We start from the raw sequence: 18,654 nt of genomic DNA, 5'->3' as shown, positions 1-18,654 counted from the left end.
ACAGCATTTCCGCCGCATTCTCCGTCGATTCCACCAATCCGCCACCGGCGCTTCTTTCTACTCTGCATCCACGGTGAAGCACAGGCAGTTCGGCACCACGCACCGTGACACTGGATACCACGCACTTCCACCTTTTCGCAGGAGCAGGACATGGCATTTCCAACCGCGGTAAACGACCAGATCACCGATTCGGTCACCCAGGCCAATACCAAAGTGCTGGGTGACGCGCCGGCGGTGGCGGTCGGCAATCTGTACCAGGCCACTGCCCAGGCGCTGGCCAACGCCGCCCACAACGCTACCAACGCCCAGCAGCAGTCCTACGTCACCGCGCAGTCGGCCACCACCATGGGCGTGGCCACGCTGTACTCGATCGATACCGCCACCACCGCGGTGGCCAGCAAGGAAATCCTCAGCACCCGCGTCCGCGGCCTGGGTTCCTGATCCGTCGTTCCGTAGCTGACCCGCCAACCCCAAGGAGCATCACATGGCATTCCCGACCGCTGTCAACGACCAGATCACCGATTCGGTCACCCAGGCCAATACCAAAGTGCTGGGCGACGCCCCTGCCGTGGCGATGGGCAATCTCTACCAGGCCACCGCGCAGGCGCTGGCCAATGCCGCACACAACGCCACCAACGCCCAGCAGCAGTCCTATGTGACCGCGCAGGCCGCCACGACCATGGGCGTGGCCACGCTGTACTCCATCGACACGGCCACCACCGGCGTAGCCACCAAGCAGATCCTCGGCGCGTGATGCGCCGGCAGGCAAGGAGCTGAGCCATGGCATTTCCCACGGCCGTCAACGACCAGATCACCGATTCGGTCAGCCAGGCCAACCTGCAGGTGCTGGGCGTGGCGCCGGCCACGGCAATGGGCACGCTGTACCAGGCCACCGCGCAGGCGCTGGCCAATGCCGCCCACAACGCGACGCTCGCCCAGCAGCAGATGTATGTCACGGCGCAGGCCGCGACCACGATGGGCGTCGCCCTGCTCTACGCCGTCGATACCGGCGCCACCGGCGCCGCAACCCGGAAGATTCTCGGCTGAGTCTGCTAGCCGCCGGCAATCTCCGTTCCTGTAGTGCTGTCCATCCAAGGAGCATTCACCATGGCTTTTCCCACCGCCGTCAACAGTCAGATCACCGACTCGGTCTCGCAGGTCAACACCAAGGTCCTCGGTGATGCGCCGGCGATCGCAATGGGCAACCTGTTCGTGGCCACCAGCCAGGCGCTGTCCAACGCCGCGCACAACGCCACCAACAACCAGCAGCAGTCCTACGTGACCATGCAGGCATCGACCACCCAGGGGGTATCCACCCTGTATGCGATCGACACCGCCTCCAATGGCGTAGCCACCCGCGAAATCCTGGGCCTGCGCTGACGTGTCGGCCCGGCGTGACGTCCACTACCGAGCCCCCGCCCCATGTGGCGTCACGCCGGGCCCCTGATCGATGCCCGCATCGCCTGCCACCGGTTATCTGCTGGACGCTGCCAGCGCCGGCTCCGGGCTGGCGATCGCGCTGGCACCCTCGTTCGCGATGTCGGCCACCTACCTGGCCATGGCCGACAGCCTCGGCCTGGCCATGCAGAACGCCGTCGCCAACCAGCAACGCGGCCAAGTGACCGCCGGCGCAAGCCTGGCCCAGGTCCTGGCCCTGATCATCCAGAAGGGAGCCGTTCCGTCATGAGCAGTGATAACACCGTCAACAGCCAGATCGTCGACAGCGTCGCCGCCGCCTCCACCCTGTTGGTAGGCCAGGCACCAGCACAGGCCTTCGGGATGCTCGACATGGTGATGCTGGAGACGCTGGGCACCGCCATGCACAACGCGGTCGCGCGCCAACAGGGCGCCGGCATGGTCAGCTCGGCAGCGGTCACCGCCGCCTGCGCGAAGATGATCAACGCGCCGTGGCCGGTGCCACCGCCGGCCCCGCCACCGCCCACACCACCGCCGCCGAACGTGATCCCGCTTCCCGGCCCGGTACCCACCCCACCTCCGCCAGCGGCCGTGATCGCCGCGGCCACCGCAGAAGGAAAGACCGCCATCAGCGTCCTGCAGGCACAGACCCACGGTGCCACTGCCGACGCTGCGGCCGCCACCGCCAGCCTGCATACGCTCGAACAGCTTGCAGGCAACGGCGCGGCGCAAGCGCCCGGTCCTGCGCCCGACTCCACGCCTGGTCCGGAACCGGCAGCGGGTCCCGCCCAGGACCCCACGCCCGACTCCCCCTCCACCCCGGCCACCGACGGTACCGACCCGGCGTCGTGACCCCGTAGCGGCCGCCGCCCGCCGCACCCGCCCATCAAGGAGCCCGTATGGACCCGAGCAACGTCAACGCCCAGGTCATCGATGTCATCAACCAGGTGCAGACGGCCACCATGGCCACGACCGTGGTGAAGACCAGCGGTGCCGGCAAGGCCTACCAGTCGGTCGCGCAGTCCGCGGCGATCGCCGTGCAGGATGCCGCCGACGCGCTGCGCAACGTCTCCACCATCGCCACCACCGCCGCCGGTGTGGCCATGGCCCAGTACCTGGCGACGGGGGACGAAAAGTATGCGAGGGTGCTCACCCAGGCGCAGACCATGATGCAGGGCGCCACCGACGACTTCACCCGCGTCGGCAGTGCGGCTGCGACCGTCCTCAAGGATTTTCCGGCCACGTGAGGCCGCCAGGAGAGCCACGCATGAGCGTTTTCATTGACGGTCGTTCCATCCCCCATCCCGGCCAGCTCGGTTCACGCACCCGGCGCGTGCTGCCCTTCATCGACGGCGGCCAGTACTGGCTGCAGTGGGCCATCGATTCGCACGAGCACCGCTACGCGTTCAGCGACGAAGGCATGATGCTCGACGGCGTGCAGCAGGGCCTGCATGGTTCGCGCATGACCTGGCTGCCGAACGCCGGCGTGCAGGTCAGCCCGGTCAAGCTGCTCAGCCTGGACAATGACGAGCTGGACGCATTGCGCCAGCTCGAAGCGGGCCAGCCCAGCAACCTGCTGAGCCATGAGGTGCAGGGCGTGCTGGCCCGCCACAGCCTGCTCAGCAACCAGGCACTGGGCGCGTATCGTGCCTTCCTCGTCGCGGTCGGCGCCGGCGATGCACCGTTGCTGCAGCAACTGGACTTCCGCGAGTCGCTGGCGCTGTGCCAGCTGGCCAGCGAGCAGGGCGGCCAGGCCCACGCCTCCGAGATGCAGGCAGAGGCAGCCCGCTTCGCGTTGCTGCATGCACGCAGGCCGATCGAGTTCGCCGACTACTTCCGTTTCTACCAGCGCTCGCATCCCACCGGTTCCAGCAGCGAGTTGCGCCTTGAACGTGCAACCCATGCCCTGCAGACGCTGTTGCCGATGCTGTTCGGCTACCTCGACGGCCCCCAGCTTCCGCACCTGCCGTCGCCGGACCAGGTGCGCGCGGCGATTGCCGAAACATTGGCGGCGAACCGCCAGATCGGCTACGCGCGCATCTCGCTGGCCGCGCAGCAGGTCGCCCAGTTCATGAGCGATGGCAGCGGCGTACCCCTGGACGGCGAGCGCCTGCGCGAGGCCGCGCGCAGGCAGCTGCGCAGCGCACAGGAGTTCCTCAACAGCCACCCGGTCTCGCACGGCCGGCTTGGCCAGGATGGTGCCAGCGTGCTGTTCGCCATCGATGGCTCGAAGGAACAGGCTGTCATCCAGGTGGAAGACAACGTCATCACCCTCCTCGACTACCGGCGCATCCGTCGTTTCTCCGAGGATGAGGCGGAGATCGGCTACCAGGCGGATGCGGTGTGAGCCGGGAATCCTCCGCCGCCGGGCCTGATCAAGGCCCGCAGGCGGCCACGGCAGCATTGGCGTCGGCTGCCGGCGTGGCAGTCGCTGCCGGGCGCGTGGCCGCACGGCAGCAGGCCCAGCAGATCCTGGCCGATGCCCAGGCGGCATTGCGCCATATCCTGGGGGACCGCAACGGCGGTCCCCCATCCCCAGCCCCAGAAGGAGTTCCAGCGATGACCTTCCCGATCCCGCCTTCTCCGTTCCCCACGCCGGACCATCCCGGCGGCAAGACCCCCATGCAGATCGCGCAGGAGCTGGCCGATGCGGCAATGGCCGCCAGCGAGGAAGGCATCCGCGCAGCGATGGCGGTGTCCCAGCGGGCGGTCGATGCCGCCAACGAAGCCGCGCGACTTGCCGACGAGGCCGCCGAAGAAGCGGTGCGCCGCGCGACCGAAGCGAACGCCAGGTAGCGCTCGCTGCGGCGATGATCGACCCCGGCGAGGCCTGTGCCTGCGCCGGGGTTTTTCATTGCTCTGGCGTACGGCGATAGCTGCGCGGGCTGACCCCGACCACGCGCCGGAAACTCTTCTCGAAATGACTCAGGTCGCCGAAGCCGACCTGGAGGGCGACATCGGTGATGCGCAGGCGCTGCCCGCCGCGCAGCAGCTGCTTGGCGTGTTCGATGCGCAGCTGCTGCAGCAGCAGCTTGAAGGTGGTGCCCAGCTCGCTGCGGAACAGGAAGCCCAGGTGTGACTGGCTGACATGCGCCTGGCGTGCCAGGTCACCCAGCGTCACCGGTTCGGCGGCGTGATCCTTCAGGTAGGCCAGCGCACGTTTGAGACCCTCGTGCAGGCCCTCGCGTGATGCAGCCGCGGGATCCGCCGCAGCCGGTTCCGGCACAGACACCGGCGCGCTCGCCAGCGGATCGTCCGCACGCGGCAGGGTCAGCCCGGTGCCGGCAGGATCGCCGCCCAGCTTCAATCCCGGTGCATGGCGCAGAACGTCTTCGCGGTGGATGTTGCGGCCGCCGGTCATCACCGCAAGACGGACCACCACGCGTTCCATCTCCAGAAGATTCCCCGGCCAGTCATGGCCGCGCAGCGCTTCCAGCACGTCTTCGCTGATGACCTGCGGGTTGAACCCATGCAGCTGCAGGGAACGCGCCACCAGCGCATCGATGTCTTCACTTCGCTCGCGCAGCGGGGGAATGTCCACGGTCAGGAACTCCAGCCCGGCCAGCAGTGCGCGCGAGAACTGGCGTTCGCGCACGCGCTGCTCCAGGTCGGCGCTGGTCGAGGCGATGACCCGGATCGCGCGCGCGGAACCTGCGTCGGCCGTCGCTGACTGCAGGCCACGAATGCAATGCGAGAGTTGCGCCTGCAGCGGCACCGGAAGTTCGTCCACCTCATGGAAGTACACGGTGCCGCCGCGCGCCCGGTCAAACCAGTGGGCAGGTTCTTCCTGCGGATGGGCGCAGTTGACCTCGACGAACGGTCCGCGCCGGCGCGGGCCGCAGCTGTGCAGGGCAGCGGCCAGCTCCATCTTCTCGGTGCCGAACTCGCCACGCAGCAGCACCGGCAGCCGGCTGGCGGCGGCGCGCTCGACGAATTCCTCCATCCGCTTCAGCGCATCGCAGGCACCCACCAGCAGCAACGACCGGCTGAGCGCCTGCTCCGCCCAGGCCTGCGCTTCGTAGCGCTTGATCAGGTGCGCGCACCGGTGTGCGAACACCTCGCCCAACGCAAGTGCACTGCTGTCCAGATCACCGGCGTCCCCTTCCAGTTGCAGCTCACCCAGTACTTCGCCGCCATAGCGGATCGGCAGGCGCTGGCTGCTGCCGCGTGTACGCGTACCGCCCGCGTCGTGGCCTGCTTCCGACGCGTTGGCGCCGGGGCCACGCAGATGGACGCGGCCTCCGCGCAATGCATGGTGCTGCGAGAACTCCTTGACGAACGCGCCCAGCAGGTCGGGCAAGGACCGGTAGGGTTGGTAGGCGCGCTGCAACATCTCACTGACTTGCCTGTGCATTGAAACTCCCCTTGCGAATGGCGCCCCGGTGCAGCTGCACCAGGCGATCGCGCAATGCGTAGCGTCTGGCTTCATTGCGTGATGCTGCGATGCCTACGCCGCGCTTCGCGCCAGCCGCTGCACACACAGATCAACGCGCACGCTGTCCGCCCCCATGCCCCCAGGGGGTTGCCGTCGGTAGGTCGACGATGCGGACGTCGGACGGATCCGGACTCCGCCGGCGTCTTCACAGTGCCGGCGTTTCCGATTATCGAATCGGAGTTTCAAGAGAAACATGATGATAATGACGTGAATATCCGTGGCATTCGGGCGCCTTCACGTCCCACAGGGCGCTGCACCGGCAGGAAACACCCGTTTTCACAGGCCCTGGCGTGGCCCAGCGATGTCTGCGCAGCGCGCAGCATTCCGCCCACTGTCCTGCACCGGGAGCGGACGACATAATCCGCTCCCCCGATCAAGGAGATTCAATACATGGAACACACCACCCCGGCGGCCCCGAAGAACTATCTGATGTGGGCGATCCTGAGCATCTTCGGTGGTTTCTGGCCCTTCGGCATCGTCGCCACGGTCTACGCCAACCGCACCACCTCGCTGCTCGCCGCCGGCCAGATCGGCCCGGCGACGGTGGCATCACGCAAGGCGCTGCGCTGGATGATCGCCTCCTTCGTCACGCTGCCGCTGTGCGTCCTGTTGCTGGTGGGCTACGCACTGATCCTGCGCGCGGGCACCTGAGCCACACGGCGTCCATCTGCGGCATGATGGGCGCCCTGTCCAGATCTGGAGTCGGCCATGCCCGTTGGATTCATCGGCCTGGGCGTGATGGGAACGCCGATGGCGGCGCATCTGGCGCATGCCGGCCACATCGTGCGTGGCTGGTCGCGCTCCGACCGCAACCACGCTGCCGCGCGCGCCGCCGGCATCGGCGTCTGCGAGACAGTGGACGAAGTATTCGCGGCCTGCGACACCGTCATCCTGATGCTGGCCAATGACGATGCCATCGACAGCGTGCTCGATCGGCATGGCGCGGCGTTCGGCGAGCGGGTCGAGGGCCGCCTGCTGATCAACATGGGCACCAGCTCGGCAGCGTACTCGCAGGCGCTGGCCGGGCAGATCCGTGCCGCGGGCGGCCGCTACGTGGAAGCGCCGGTGTCCGGCTCACGCGTGCAGGCCGAAGCGGCGCAGCTGGTGGTCCTGCTGGCCGGTGCGGATGTCGACCTCGCGGCAGCCGCCCCACTGGTTGCACCGATGGGCAGGCAAACGGTGTGCTGTGGTGAAGTGCCGTCCGCGCTGCGCATGAAACTGGCGGTGAACCTGTACCTGATCACCCTGGTCACCGGCCTGGCCGAAGCGGTGCACTTCGCCGAGGCCCACGGCATTGAGCTGGACCGCTTCGCGCAGGTGCTCAATGCAGGGCCGATGGCCAGCGAAGTATCGCGAATCAAGCTGGACAAGATGGTCCGTGGTGACTTCAGCGTGCAGGCGTCGATCACCGACGTGCGCAAGAACAGTGGGCTGGTAGCCGCTGCCGCCCATGAGGTGGGCATGCATGCGCCCTTGATCGACGCCAGCGACGCGCTGTTCGCACAGGCACTGGCGTCCGGGTCGGGGGCGCTGGACATGGCGGCCGTGCTGCAGGCTGTACGGGCCGGGCCAACCGGTACTGGCCGGCGCTGATCCGGATTCATGTTCCGGCACTACTGCCGCCCCCCACCGCTGCTATATTCAGTCCAGCTCGGCAGGCACGGTGCCTGCCCTCGAATCACAGGGAGTTGGACATGGGTCTGGTACAGGCGGTGAAGGGTGCGGTTGGCGGTGTTCTGGCCGACCAGTGGAAGGACTTCTACACCGTGCCGGCGGGCCTGCCGTCCACGGCGGCCCTGTTCGCGGCGGTGCCGCAGGGCACCAATGCCGGCCGCGGCTCCAACACCAGCGGCTCGTCCAACATCATCACCAACGGCTCGAAGATCGTCGTGCCCGAAGGCTACGGCCTGCTGCTGTTCCAGGACGGCGCGATCACTGCGTTCGTCGCCGAACCGGGTGGCTATGAGTGGCGCTCGGACGACCTGAACTCGCAGTCGATCTTTGCCGGCGACGGCCTGGTCAGCACCTTCATCAAGCAGAGCTGGGAGCGCTTCAAGTTCGGCGGCCAGCCCGGCTCGCAGCAGGCCGCCTACTTCGTCTCGCTGAAGGAGCTGCCGGACAACCGCTTCGGCACCCAGTCGGAAATCTACTGGGACGACGGCTTCCTCAACACCCAGGTCGGCGCGGTCACCCGTGGCTCGTACACGCTGAAGATCGTCGACCCGATCCTGTTCGTGAAGAACTTCGTGCCGGCCAGCTATCTGCGTCCAGGCCAGGTGTTCGATTTCACCGATCTGGACAATGCCGCCGCCAGCCAGCTGTTCAATGAAGTGGTCGGCTCGCTGGCACCGGCCTTCAGCCTGTACACCAACGATCCGGGCAAGGGCAACCGCATCACCAAGCTGCAGCAGGACTCGCTGGGCTTCGCGCAGAGCCTGTCGGCCGCAGTCGAGCAGGGCTACCAGTGGAAGTCGGACCGCGGCCTGGCCATCGTCAAGACCGCCATCGTCTCCATCGAGTACGACGCCAACACCCGCGAACTGCTGAAGACCGTGCAGCGCGCCGATGCGCTGTCCGGTGCGCGTGGCAACTCCAACCTGCAGGCCAGTGTTGCCCAGGGCATCCAGTCGGCAGGCGAGAATGGCGGTGCGGCAGGCCTGGTCGGTGTCGGCATGGCATCTGGCATGTTCGGTGTCGGCGGCATGCAGCAGCCGGTGGCCCCGGCTGCGGACGACCCGGTCGCCAAGCTGAAGAAGGCCAAGGAAATGCTGGACCTGGGCCTGATCACCCAGAGTGACTACGACGCGCTCAAGGCCAAGGCACTGGGCCTGTAACCGGCAGGACGCATACACCCCATGTCTGATCCCCGAAACGGCCCACCGCCGCTGCCCGGATCCGTGCCCGCGACGCCGCCGCCCTTGCCGGCGGCGTCGTTGGATGGGCCGGGTTCGCCGCAGGGCGTCCCTCCCCTGCCCGGCAGCTTCCCGCTGGACACCTCGAAGCTGCCGCAGGCCATCCTCGATGAAGTGGAAGCGCCTGATCCGGTCGCCATCGACACCTCGGCCAGCGAGCTGAAGGATGGCCTCAACCGCTGCCCGAAGTGCGGCGCCACCGACATCCGCCCCAAGGCCGGCACCGATATCCTGGTCTGCCTGTACTGCCGTCACGAATGGCATGGCGCGCGGGTCGAGGAGGAATTCGGGCTGGGCGAGGCCATCGACCAGCTGCGCGGCACCGTCATTGCCTCCGGCGCACGCGACATCGACGCCGACACCTCGGCATTGATGACGTTCAAGTGCACCGGCTGCGGCGCCGAAGTCACGGTCAATACCGAAAGCACGATGACAGCGCGCTGCCACTGGTGCCGCCACGTCTTCGGCGTCAACGAGCAGATCAGCAATGGCGCGGTGCCTGATGCGGTGCTGCCCTTCCATATCAGGAAGGACGACGCGGTCGCGCGCATCCGCCAGTTCGTCGACAAGCGCCGAATGTTCGCGCTGAAGGCGTTCAAGGACCAGTTCACCCCGGAAAACGTGGTGGGCGTATTCCTGCCCTACATGATCGTCGACAGCAATGTCAGCGCGGCCGTGGCCGGCAAGGGCGAGATCAAGACGCGCGAATACACGGTGGGTAGCGAGAAGAACAAGCGCACCCTGTACGACGCCGATGTCTACCAGGTCGAGCGCCAGGTGGATTTCACCGTTGATGACCTGCCACTGGAATCCTCGGCCGAGCGGGGAAATCTCGATACCCGCGCCAACACCAACAACATCATCAACACCATCCTGCCGTTCGACACCAAGAACGCGGTGAAATGGAACGCCTCGTACCTGGCCGGCTTCACTTCGGAGAAACGCAACCTGGACGTGGAGAAACTGCGGCCGCGACTGGAAGACCAGCTGCTGTCGATCGCCCGTTCGCAGGTGGAAGGTTCGGTGAAGCGCTACAACCGTGGCGTGCGCTGGGAACAGGAACACCTGGAGGTGCATGGTACCCGCTGGGTATCGATGTACCTGCCGGTGTGGCTGTATTCCTACCATCAGCCTGGAAAGAACGGTGGCATGCTGCATTACATCGCGGTGAATGGCCGCACCGGCGAGACCATGGGCAGCGTACCCGTGCAGCAATGGAAGATGCTGCTGGCGGCACTGGCCACCGGCACCGTCATTGAAGCCCTCGCAATAGCATTCCTGGTGGCATCGACATGAGCGACGACAGTGGCCTCTGGCTGTTGGCGGCAGGTCCGGCAGGCGCAACCGCGCTGTACTGGGCGCTGTACCGCTATTACCGCAACACCGACAAATCCCACTCCTTCGAGCATGAAACCGAGATCGAGGCCAAGCCCGTCACCGGCTCGGACCAGCAGGTGGGCAGGGTCACCGGTACCGAGGAGAAGCGCATCCGTGGCGACAACGTCTACGAGTACCGGAAGCGGGTCGTGAGGGTGAAGCCGGGCGGGGACTGAAAACTCCGCCCAGCGGTTCCTCCCTGCGCTACGCTGTTGCACAACCCAACAAGGAAGCAGGTTCATGCAGCGTATTTCAAGAGTGGTCGCGGGGCTTCTGGTCGCTATGGCGGCTGGCGCCGCGACGGGCCCCGCCCATGCCCAGAAGGTGTGCAACGTCATCGGAAAAGTCGCGGGCCTGATCCCGTCGCAGGGCGTCGCTGGTTTCGGCATGACAGTGCCACTGACCGGCTGCTCCTGCGATCACTCCATGATCTGGATTGATACCGCTACGGATGGTGGAAAAGCCATGTACGCAGCGGTTCTGGCAGCGAAATTGAATGGCAGCCTGGTGCTGGCGACCTTCCAGGATGGCCAGGGAGCCAGCTCACCGGGAAATTCCTCGATCGCGTTCCGCTATTCGGCCACCTGCAAACTGGCGGCGTTCGAAATGCTGTAGCCGGCGTGGGCCTTGGCCCACGACCGGTCGGGACCGACGCGGACCCCGTGGGCCCACCCGCAGATCGCTGCGGGGAGCCCCTCCTGGCCACTGCCCTCCTCAGCCGGCCTGGCCCAGCCGCATCTTGAGCTGCAGGATCTCCTGCTCGCTCATCCCGATCGACCTCAGGTAGCCCTCCGCACCGCCGTACTGGCGGTGCAGCGCCGCCAGGAACTGCTCCATGTTGTCCGGTGCGGTGCCGGCCATCCCCGCCATCCTGCGGCCGATCTCCGGGTTCTGCTTGATCAGTGCCATGATCTGCGCGTTCATCGCGCTGTCCTTCGGCTGTCCTTCCAGGTAGTGCGCGGAGATCGCATAGTTGTGCACGATCTCGTCCTTCGGCACGCCGGCCAGGTCCAGCAGCAGGCCGGCGATGATGCCAGTGCGGTCCTTGCCGGCCGTGCAATGGAACAGCACCGCACCGTCCTGCTGGGCTGCGATGCGCTGGAATACCTGCTTGAACTGCGGCTGGCTGTGGCCCAGCCACTGCACATAGGCTTCGCCAAGGGTCTCCGGGAAGCTGGACATCATCTTCTGCAGGTCCATCTTCTCGGTACCCATCAGCGAGATGCGCTGGTACGCGAAGCGATCATCCCGGGCCAGCAGGTCCGGCGACTGTGCTTCCTCGTCGGCGGTGCGCAGGTCGATGTCCAGCTTCACGCCGGCGGCGACCAGCGCGTCACGATCCTTGTCGGTCAAGCGGCCGAGGTCGGCGGTGCGCACGAACGCGCCGGCCGGAATCGGCCCGCGGCTGCCCTGCAGGCCTTCGAAGGTACGCACGTTCCAGGCACCCTGCAGCGGGATCACGCGCAGCGCATCGGCAGCGACAGGCTTCACATTCGTGGTGGCCACCGGCTTCGCGGCAACGACCGGCGGCGTATCGGCGGCCATCGCAGCAGCAGCCAGTGACAGGCCCAGCATCAGGGCCAGGGCGAGTTCGGTGTGGCGGGTCTTCATGGGTGTCTCCGGTCGAATCAGAAGTTGACGGCCACATCCAGGCCAAAAGTGCGCGGATCATTGAAGATGCCGCTCTGGCCCAGTGCCGCGCTGTTGATCTTGTAGAACAGGTGTTGTTCGTCCAGCAGGTTGCGCGCCCACAACGAGAACGACATCGTGGTGCCGGCACTGTTCAGCGGCACATCCACCAGCGCGACGCGTGCATTCACCACGAACGAGCTGTCGGTCAGCATCTGGTCGTACTCGCTGGTGTAGTAGCCATCGGACCAGTTGCCATCCACATGGAACTTCAAGGCCGAGAAGTTGGCGAACGGCATCAGGTAGTCCACCGACAGGCTGCCGGCATTCTTCGGCGCCAGCAGCGGCTGCACGGTGACCTTCACACCCGCTCCGAACGGGTCGGTGGCGGTCTGCGCATCGATCTTCGTGTAGGCGTAGTTGAGGCCGAGGGTGAGGTTGTCCACCGGCATCACGTTGAACTCCAGCTCCGCGCCGCGTGACTTGCCATCGCCCAGTGCATTGGTGGTGACCATGGTGGTGCGGGTTTCGCCACTGTTCGGGTCGAACGGCAGTGAGAGATCCATCTGCTTGTGCGCGATGCTGGAATCGAACACAGCCAGGTTCAGGCGGGCGCGGTTGTCCCAGAACTGGGACTTGAAGCCCAGCTCGTAGGCGGTCACTTCTTCTGGCCCGAACGCGGTGTAGTTGGTCGAGCGCGAGTTGGCGCCACCGGCCTTGAAACCGGTGCTGTACCTGGCATACACCATGGCATACTCGCCAAGGTCGTAGGCGATGTTGAGCATCGGGTCGAAGCGGCTCCAGCGGTCCTTGAAGGCGAGATCCCTCGCCGCGCCGTTGACGATGTACAGGCTGCCCTTCTTGTCATCGCGGGTGTAGCGACCACCCGCGGTCAGGTGCAGCCGCTGCATTGCTTCCGGCGTCCACGTAGCCTGCCCGAACACGCCCAGGCTGTCGGTCCACGCCTTGCTCGCACGGTCGATGCGCACCCGCGAAAGATCCAGTGGATTGGTCGCCGGATTCACCGTGTAGCTGTTGCCACCCGGTCCCCACACCAGCATGTTCGGGGTCTGTGCATTGTCACCCGCCGTCTCGTGGTAGTAGAACGCACCGCCGAGGAACTGCACCTGCGAGGTGTTTCCGATCAGCTGGAATTCCTGGCTGTACTGGTGCTGGTAGACCTGGGCCAGGCTGTAACGGCCGAACGGCGTGCCGGCACCGCCATAGGCAGAGATTGCATCGACCAGGCCCATGTCGAACTGGCCCTGGGTGAGCTCACGATAGGAGCTGATCGATTTCAGTTCCAGGTTGTCGTTCAAGGTCCACGACAGATTCAGCAGGTGGCCACTGGTGCGGCCGATGTTGTCTTCCTGAGGGCCACCGAGGATGGCGCTGTCGCGACGATCCTGGCTGGCACCCGCCTTCTGCAGCGGGCTGAGGTAGGCGCCAGGCACAAGCACCTGCGTGTGATAAGGCGTGGTGGCGTCGTAGGAACGGTCGAAGGCATAGAGCAGCGAGAAATCATCACTCGGCTGCCACAGCATGCTCAATCGTGCACCACGCTTGTCATAGCTGTTGAAGCCGCGCTCACCGCGCATCGGGTTGTCGGTGGTCCCGCCGCGCCTGGCCTGCACAGCGTCGATCTTGAAACTGAGGTCGCCCACCTTGGGCAGGTCGAGGTGCAGCGCACTGTTGTAGCCGCTGAAGTTGGACACACCGGCGCTGACGCTGCCGCCGAATTCACCGGTCGGTGCCTTGGTCACGATGCTCACCGCGCCGCCTTCGGTATTGCGGCCGAACAGCGTGCCCTGCGGTCCTTTCAGTACTTCGATGCGCTCCACGTCGTAGAGCATGCTTCCCAGGCCCTGCGCGCGGCCCATGAACACACCATCGACATAGATGCCGACGCCCGCGTCGCGGGCTGGCTGGTTGGCATCACCGGAGGCGCCGATGCCGCGGATGCCGATGTTCAGCGCCGAACTGCGGGTGGCGAACGGCGTGACCCGCAACGATGGAATGGAACCATCAGACAGGCTGCCCAGCGAAATCGCGCTGCGATCCTTCAGCGCTTCGGCATCGACCACCGACACCGAGATCGGTGTTTCCTGCAGGTTGGTGGCGCGCTTCTGCGCGGTCACCATCACCTGGTCGAGGGCGACTACGGTACGGGCTGCATCGGCAGATGCCGTGGCATCGGTGCCGGGACTGTCTTCGGCATGGGCCAGCACCGGCAGCGCGGCGGCGATGGCGAGGGTGAGCAGCGGGCGGTGCAGCGGGGCGTGGCGCATCGGACTCATTCGCGGAAGGAGAAGGCCGGCGCAGTCTGGGAGGCGGGAATTACAAATGAATGACCGTTCATTCACACCTTTTGTGACGTACTATGCCGGCCCTGGACGCCCCGACTTCACGCAATGACGCCGAAACCCGCCGTAGTACCTGCCACCGAAGCCCCCGCTGCCGCCCATGCGGAGGCCCAACGCCGGCGCATCCTCGATGCCGCCCAGAAATGCTTCATTACCCGCGGCTTCCATGCGGGCTCCATCGGCGATATCGCCGCCGAGGCCGAGATCAGCCAGGGGCTGATGTACCGCTATTTCGCCAACAAGCGCGCCCTGATCCTGGCCCTGATCGAACGCCAGCTTCGGCATGACCAGGCCTCGATCAGCGAGATGCCGGCGGCATCGGATCTGGTTGACGGCCTGCTGGAGTGCTACCGGCAATGGGCGCGCGGCGAGGTGTTGCCCATCCATGGCAATGCCATCGCCAGCGTGGCGTTGTATGCGGAAATCAATGCCGAGGCGCATCGCGACCCGGTACTGGCCGACGTGCTGCGCACCCATGACAGGCAGACCAGCGACGCGATCCACGCCTGGCTGCGCCAGCGCGACGTCACCCAGGGCCGGCGTGTTGACGAGGAAGGCATCGCTGGCCGCACCCTGCTGCTGCGCCTGCTGGTGGAAGGCCTGGCGATGCGCGCCGTGCGCGATCCGGACCTGCCGCCCGCGCGGGTAAGAGCATTGCTGGCTGATGCGATTGGCCGCGTCATGGGGTAATGCCGGCCGCTTCACCAGCAAGCCGTCACACTGGCCGCTCCTCCCGCAGCGCCTGCCATTGCCGTGCTCGACTGGTTGCCTGGTCACTGGAAGATTCTTCCGCGCCGCTTCTACCAGCGCCCGTCGACCGACGTTGCCCCTGAACTACTCAACAAGCTGCTGGTGCGCGACGATGGTCGCGCGGCCCGTATCGTCGAAGTCGAGGCGTATGCCGGCAGCGTGGACCCGGCCGCGCACTCCTACCACGGGCAGACACCACGCATGGCCAGCATGTTCGGTGAAGCCGGCCATCTGTACGTCTACTTCACTTACGGCATGCACTGGGGCAGCAATGTCGTCTGTGGCGACGTCGGCGAAGGCGTGGCCGTACTGCTGCGCGCCGCCGAGCCGTTGGCGGGGCTGGAGCGGATGCGCGAACTGCGCCCCGCAGCCCGCCGGGACCACGATCTGGCCAGTGGTCCCGGCAAGCTTTCGCAAGCCTTCGGTCTGGATCGCAGCTTCGATGGTGCGGATCTGGTGAGGGGCAACCAGGGGATCGTCATCGCCAGCGATGGCACCGCTCCGCCACTCGATCCGGTCGTCGGGCCCCGCATCGGCATCACCCGTGCGGTGGACTTTCCCTGGCGCTGGCATGTCCGCGACCATCGTCACGTTTCAGTGCGCCCCTCGCGCGCGCCTCGCAAACGCTGACCAGGATGCGTCACGTCGGCATCACCCCACCCTGCCCATACATAACGAGGTCCGCACTAGCGTAGTGCCTGACAGCCGCCGAAGCCGCCCTCGCCACCCTGCCCCGAAAAGCGCCATGGACGAAGCCGAACGACTGCTTGAACTGGACCGCCTTCATCTGCTCGATACACCACCGGAGCCGGTGTTCGATGCCATCGTCGCCGCCGCCCGCGCCGCCACGGGCATGACCATGGCACTGATCTCGGTGGTGGCCGATGAACGCCAATGGTTCAAGGCCAACATCGGCCTGGAGGGTGTCAGCGAGACGGCCCGTGAGATCTCGTTCTGCACGCACGCCATCCAGCAGGATGCCCTGTTCGAGATTCCCGATGCCCGGCAGGATCCACGCTTCGCCACCAATCCGCTGGTCACTGGTGGCCCCCGCATCCGCCATTACGCCGGCATCTCGCTCGGCTCGGCGCACGGCGCCCGTATCGGTACGCTGTGCCTGCTCGACCCGATGCCGGGCGTCCTGTCGCCTTCGCAACGCGAGCTGATGGTGCACCTGGCCCGGGTCACCACCCAGGTACTGGAGCAGCGCAGCACGCTGATGGCCCAGGTTGGACAGGCCAAGGCCCTGCATCGAGAGCTGAAGCGCAGCGAGGACTTCCTGGAACGCACCAACCGCGCGGCGCGCGTGGGTGGCTGGGAAATGGACCTGGTCAGCAACGAGGTCCGCTGGACCCGCGAGACCAAGCAGATCCACGGCGTGCGCAGCAACTTCGAACCGACGCTCGAAACCGCGTTGTCCTTCTATCGCGAGGACAGCCGCAGCATCATCCGTGCGGCAGTACAACGCTGCGTCGACGAGGGCATCTCCTGGGAACTGCAGCTGCCGATGACCACTGCCGACGGACGTGCCATCTGGACCCGCGTGGTGGGTGGACGGCAACAGGTCGATGGCCGGCCCCGGCTGGTCGGCGCCATCCAGGACATCACCGAGGAGCGCGCTGCACTGGACGCCCTGGAGGCGAGCGAAACACGCTACCGCCGCCTGTTCCACTACAGCCTTGGCCTGATCTGCACCCACACGCTGGACGGCGTGCTGACATCGGTCAACCCGGCGGCCGTGCAGTCGCTGGGCTTCCATGAGAGCCAGATGATCGGGCGCAGCCTGTGCGACCTGATGCCGCCGGACAAGCGCGCCGCCTTCAAGGCCTATCTCGAGCGCATTGCGGTGAATCACACCGATGCTGGCGTCATCGAGCTGATCGCCGCGGACGGCAGCCGGCATTTCTGGGCCTATCACAATGTGCTCGACAGCGAGGCCAGTCCGCCGTACGTGCTGGGCCATGCGCAGGACGTGACGGCGCTGCGGATGCAGGAACAGCAACTGCGCGAGATGTCCTTCAAGGACCCGCTCACCCAGAGCTACAACCGGCGCTTCCTGCCTCGCCTGGACGCACTGGCTGAGCAGCCATGGGCCTGCCTGATGTTCGATCTGGATCATTTCAAGCAGATCAACGACACCCAGGGCCATGCGCGGGGTGACACGGTGCTGGTCGAGTTCGTCGCTTTCCTGCGTGGCCCGCTGGGTGCGGCGGAGCACGTGGTGCGCATGGGCGGCGACGAATTCATGGTGGTGCTGACCGCGCCGGAGCCGGGACGGCTGGCCGCGCTGGAACTGTGGTATGTGCAGAAGGCCGGACAGTCACCGACGCCGTTCTCGCTCGGTTCGACCCACCACACCCCGGGCGAATCGGTGGCCGATACCCTGCAGCGTGCCGACAGTCGCCTGTATCGGGAGCGCGCGCGGGTGCGCCAGCATCCCCGGCCGGCGCCCTGATCCCCCAACCGGTGTACCCGTGCCCCCGGCGCAGCGCTATGCTCGGCAGCGGCCACCGTCGGCCTGGGGGGAACACGCATGATCCGCAGCGTCTGCTTGGCTCTGCTGCTATTGCTGCTTCCTTCCGTCACGTTGCCAGCGCCAGTCCCTGCACCGGTTGAGGCACGCGTGCCCTTCGCGCCGACGCCCTTCGTCGGCAGCGACGGCCTGCGCCATCTGGCCTACGAGCTGCACATCACCAACTACTACGGCGATACCGGTGCGCTGCTGCCGCAATCGCTGCAGGTGTTCGGCGACGATGCCGGAACCCCGCTGCTGAGCCTGGATGGCCCTGCCCTGCGCAACTGGGTGCGGCCGTCGCCTTCGGAGGATGGCGCGGTATCCATTGCACCGGGCAAGCGCCTGGTGGTGTTCCTGTGGCTGTCACTGCCCATCGCCGATCGCGTGCCACATACCCTCCGGCACCGCATGCTGCTGGGCACCGAGCACCACGGCACCGTGGCGCTGGACGGCGCCCATGTTGCGGTCAGCGCGGCAAAGGTGATGGCGCTCGGCCCGCCCCTGCGGGGTGGCCGATGGCTCGCCCATGAAGGGCCCGGCGCGGCGCAGTCACACCATTGGGGCAGCCTTGTGGCGGTGAATGGTGACCTGACCATTCCGCAGCGCTTCGCGCTCGATCTGGTCGGCGTCGACGCACATGGGCGCGCCGTGCGCCCAACGGCCAGGGATCTGCAGCACACCCGCCATTCGGATTGGGTGGGCTATGCAGCACCGGTGCTGGCCGTGGCCGATGGCATCGTGCGCGCGACACGTGATGGGCAACCCGAACATGCGCCGCTGACTGCGCAACCGGAACCGGCCTCGCTCACGGCGGATGGCTTGTTTGGCAACTACGTTGTCCTGGAAATCTCACCGGGCATCTTTGCCAGCTACGCCCATCTGCGCACCGGCAGCATCAAGGTGGAATCCGGGCAGCGCGTCCAGCGCGGACAGGTGCTGGCCCAGCTTGGGCAGTCGGGCAACTCCGCCGCCCCGCATCTGCACTTCCAGCTCTCCAACAAGGCAACGTTCGAAGGCTCCGAGGGCATCCCCTATGTTTTCCAGGCTTTCAACGATTTCGGCCCTGAAAGCGAAGCGCAGCTGTTCGGCCAAGGGCAGGCATGGACACCCGGCGTGACCGCGCAGCATGGGAATCAGCTGCCGCTGAATGACATCGTCATTGAGTTCCCGCCGCGCTGACACACCCACGCCGCCGCCGCTCCTGTAGAGCCGAGCCCACGCTCGGCTGCTCTTCGGCCTCTTCGGCCAGGCCACGAT

Annotated in this window: 22 protein-coding genes; 19 read left to right on the top strand and 3 right to left on the bottom strand. The window is 66.4% G+C overall.

Annotated features, from left to right (window positions below; all coding sequences use genetic code 11):
• Positions 1-150 precede the first annotated feature (150 nt).
• The 9 genes from AC5P88_RS12720 to AC5P88_RS12680 all read left to right on the top strand — a co-directional run bounded on the left by AC5P88_RS12720 (position 151) and on the right by AC5P88_RS12680 (position 4,212).
• Positions 151-441: a RebB family R body protein gene (locus AC5P88_RS12720; RefSeq protein ID WP_005416648.1), complete on the top strand. Its 291-nt coding sequence runs from the start codon at positions 151-153 to the stop codon at positions 439-441.
• A gap of 43 nt (positions 442-484) precedes the next feature.
• The gene (locus AC5P88_RS12715) at positions 485-754 is read left to right on the top strand and encodes a RebB family R body protein (RefSeq protein ID WP_005416649.1); all 270 of its coding nucleotides are present in this window, start codon (positions 485-487) and stop codon (positions 752-754) included.
• Between the two features lie 26 nt (positions 755-780).
• Positions 781-1,047, top strand: coding sequence for a RebB family R body protein (locus tag AC5P88_RS12710; RefSeq protein ID WP_006446865.1), 267 nt, complete (start codon positions 781-783; stop codon positions 1,045-1,047).
• Positions 1,048-1,107: 60 nt separating this feature from the next.
• A complete protein-coding gene (locus tag AC5P88_RS12705) occupies positions 1,108-1,380 on the top strand; it encodes a RebB family R body protein (protein WP_005416651.1) in 273 nt (90 codons plus the stop codon).
• A gap of 70 nt (positions 1,381-1,450) precedes the next feature.
• Complete coding sequence (locus AC5P88_RS12700; protein WP_053511975.1) at positions 1,451-1,687, top strand: RebB family R body protein; 237 nt, start codon at positions 1,451-1,453, stop codon at positions 1,685-1,687.
• Positions 1,684-2,268: a RebB family R body protein gene (locus AC5P88_RS12695; RefSeq protein ID WP_106548435.1), complete on the top strand. Its 585-nt coding sequence runs from the start codon at positions 1,684-1,686 to the stop codon at positions 2,266-2,268. The genes AC5P88_RS12700 and AC5P88_RS12695 overlap by 4 nt, the downstream gene beginning before the upstream one ends.
• A 47-nt stretch (positions 2,269-2,315) precedes the next feature.
• A complete protein-coding gene (locus AC5P88_RS12690; RefSeq protein WP_099551024.1) occupies positions 2,316-2,663 on the top strand; it encodes a hypothetical protein in 348 nt (115 codons plus the stop codon).
• 20 nt (positions 2,664-2,683) lie between these two features.
• Complete coding sequence (locus tag AC5P88_RS12685; protein ID WP_495225203.1) at positions 2,684-3,763, top strand: hypothetical protein; 1,080 nt, start codon at positions 2,684-2,686, stop codon at positions 3,761-3,763.
• A 212-nt stretch (positions 3,764-3,975) separates the two neighbouring features.
• The gene (locus AC5P88_RS12680) at positions 3,976-4,212 is read left to right on the top strand and encodes a hypothetical protein (protein WP_106548433.1); all 237 of its coding nucleotides are present in this window, start codon (positions 3,976-3,978) and stop codon (positions 4,210-4,212) included.
• Between the two features lie 55 nt (positions 4,213-4,267).
• Here AC5P88_RS12680 and AC5P88_RS12675 read toward each other — a convergent pair whose 3' ends face one another.
• The gene (locus AC5P88_RS12675; RefSeq protein WP_495225202.1) at positions 4,268-5,770 is read right to left on the bottom strand and encodes a helix-turn-helix domain-containing protein; all 1,503 of its coding nucleotides are present in this window, start codon (positions 5,768-5,770) and stop codon (positions 4,268-4,270) included.
• A 471-nt stretch (positions 5,771-6,241) separates the two neighbouring features.
• Between AC5P88_RS12675 and AC5P88_RS12670 the strand changes: the two genes are divergently transcribed.
• From AC5P88_RS12670 to AC5P88_RS12645, 6 genes are all read left to right on the top strand, one after another.
• Positions 6,242-6,502 carry a CD225/dispanin family protein gene (locus AC5P88_RS12670; RefSeq protein WP_286073648.1) on the top strand — a complete coding sequence of 87 codons (261 nt, stop codon included), beginning with the start codon at positions 6,242-6,244 and terminating at the stop codon, positions 6,500-6,502.
• Positions 6,503-6,559: 57 nt separating this feature from the next.
• On the top strand, positions 6,560-7,444 hold the full coding sequence (locus tag AC5P88_RS12665; protein ID WP_495225201.1) for an NAD(P)-dependent oxidoreductase: 885 nt from the start codon (positions 6,560-6,562) through the stop codon (positions 7,442-7,444).
• Between the two features lie 101 nt (positions 7,445-7,545).
• Positions 7,546-8,685: an SPFH domain-containing protein gene (locus AC5P88_RS12660; RefSeq protein ID WP_106548429.1), complete on the top strand. Its 1,140-nt coding sequence runs from the start codon at positions 7,546-7,548 to the stop codon at positions 8,683-8,685.
• A gap of 21 nt (positions 8,686-8,706) precedes the next feature.
• A complete protein-coding gene (locus AC5P88_RS12655) occupies positions 8,707-10,059 on the top strand; it encodes a TFIIB-type zinc ribbon-containing protein (RefSeq protein WP_495225199.1) in 1,353 nt (450 codons plus the stop codon).
• Complete coding sequence (locus tag AC5P88_RS12650; protein ID WP_106548427.1) at positions 10,056-10,316, top strand: hypothetical protein; 261 nt, start codon at positions 10,056-10,058, stop codon at positions 10,314-10,316. The genes AC5P88_RS12655 and AC5P88_RS12650 overlap by 4 nt, the downstream gene beginning before the upstream one ends.
• A gap of 64 nt (positions 10,317-10,380) precedes the next feature.
• The gene (locus AC5P88_RS12645; protein WP_146146939.1) at positions 10,381-10,755 is read left to right on the top strand and encodes a hypothetical protein; all 375 of its coding nucleotides are present in this window, start codon (positions 10,381-10,383) and stop codon (positions 10,753-10,755) included.
• Positions 10,756-10,854: 99 nt separating this feature from the next.
• Here AC5P88_RS12645 and AC5P88_RS12640 read toward each other — a convergent pair whose 3' ends face one another.
• Positions 10,855-11,751: a tyrosine-protein phosphatase gene (locus AC5P88_RS12640; RefSeq protein WP_495225198.1), complete on the bottom strand. Its 897-nt coding sequence runs from the start codon at positions 11,749-11,751 to the stop codon at positions 10,855-10,857.
• A gap of 17 nt (positions 11,752-11,768) precedes the next feature.
• Positions 11,769-14,057 carry a TonB-dependent receptor gene (locus tag AC5P88_RS12635; RefSeq protein ID WP_495225197.1) on the bottom strand — a complete coding sequence of 763 codons (2,289 nt, stop codon included), beginning with the start codon at positions 14,055-14,057 and terminating at the stop codon, positions 11,769-11,771.
• Positions 14,058-14,180: 123 nt separating this feature from the next.
• Here AC5P88_RS12635 and AC5P88_RS12630 point away from each other — a divergent pair, with 123 nt between their 5' ends.
• From AC5P88_RS12630 to AC5P88_RS12615, 4 genes are all read left to right on the top strand, one after another.
• Positions 14,181-14,822: a TetR/AcrR family transcriptional regulator gene (locus AC5P88_RS12630; RefSeq protein WP_106548423.1), complete on the top strand. Its 642-nt coding sequence runs from the start codon at positions 14,181-14,183 to the stop codon at positions 14,820-14,822.
• A gap of 63 nt (positions 14,823-14,885) precedes the next feature.
• Complete coding sequence (locus AC5P88_RS12625) at positions 14,886-15,512, top strand: DNA-3-methyladenine glycosylase (RefSeq protein WP_495225196.1); 627 nt, start codon at positions 14,886-14,888, stop codon at positions 15,510-15,512.
• 115 nt (positions 15,513-15,627) lie between these two features.
• Positions 15,628-17,337: a sensor domain-containing diguanylate cyclase gene (locus AC5P88_RS12620; RefSeq protein ID WP_111111722.1), complete on the top strand. Its 1,710-nt coding sequence runs from the start codon at positions 15,628-15,630 to the stop codon at positions 17,335-17,337.
• Positions 17,338-17,505: 168 nt separating this feature from the next.
• Positions 17,506-18,576, top strand: coding sequence for a M23 family metallopeptidase (locus AC5P88_RS12615; protein WP_495225195.1), 1,071 nt, complete (start codon positions 17,506-17,508; stop codon positions 18,574-18,576).
• Positions 18,577-18,654: the final 78 nt, after the last annotated feature.

The sequence above is a fragment of the Stenotrophomonas sp. YJH_SMC_8 genome (assembly GCF_059371315.1).
Note: the sequence above shows the minus strand (reverse complement) of the source record. Positions and strands in the feature narration are given on the sequence as shown.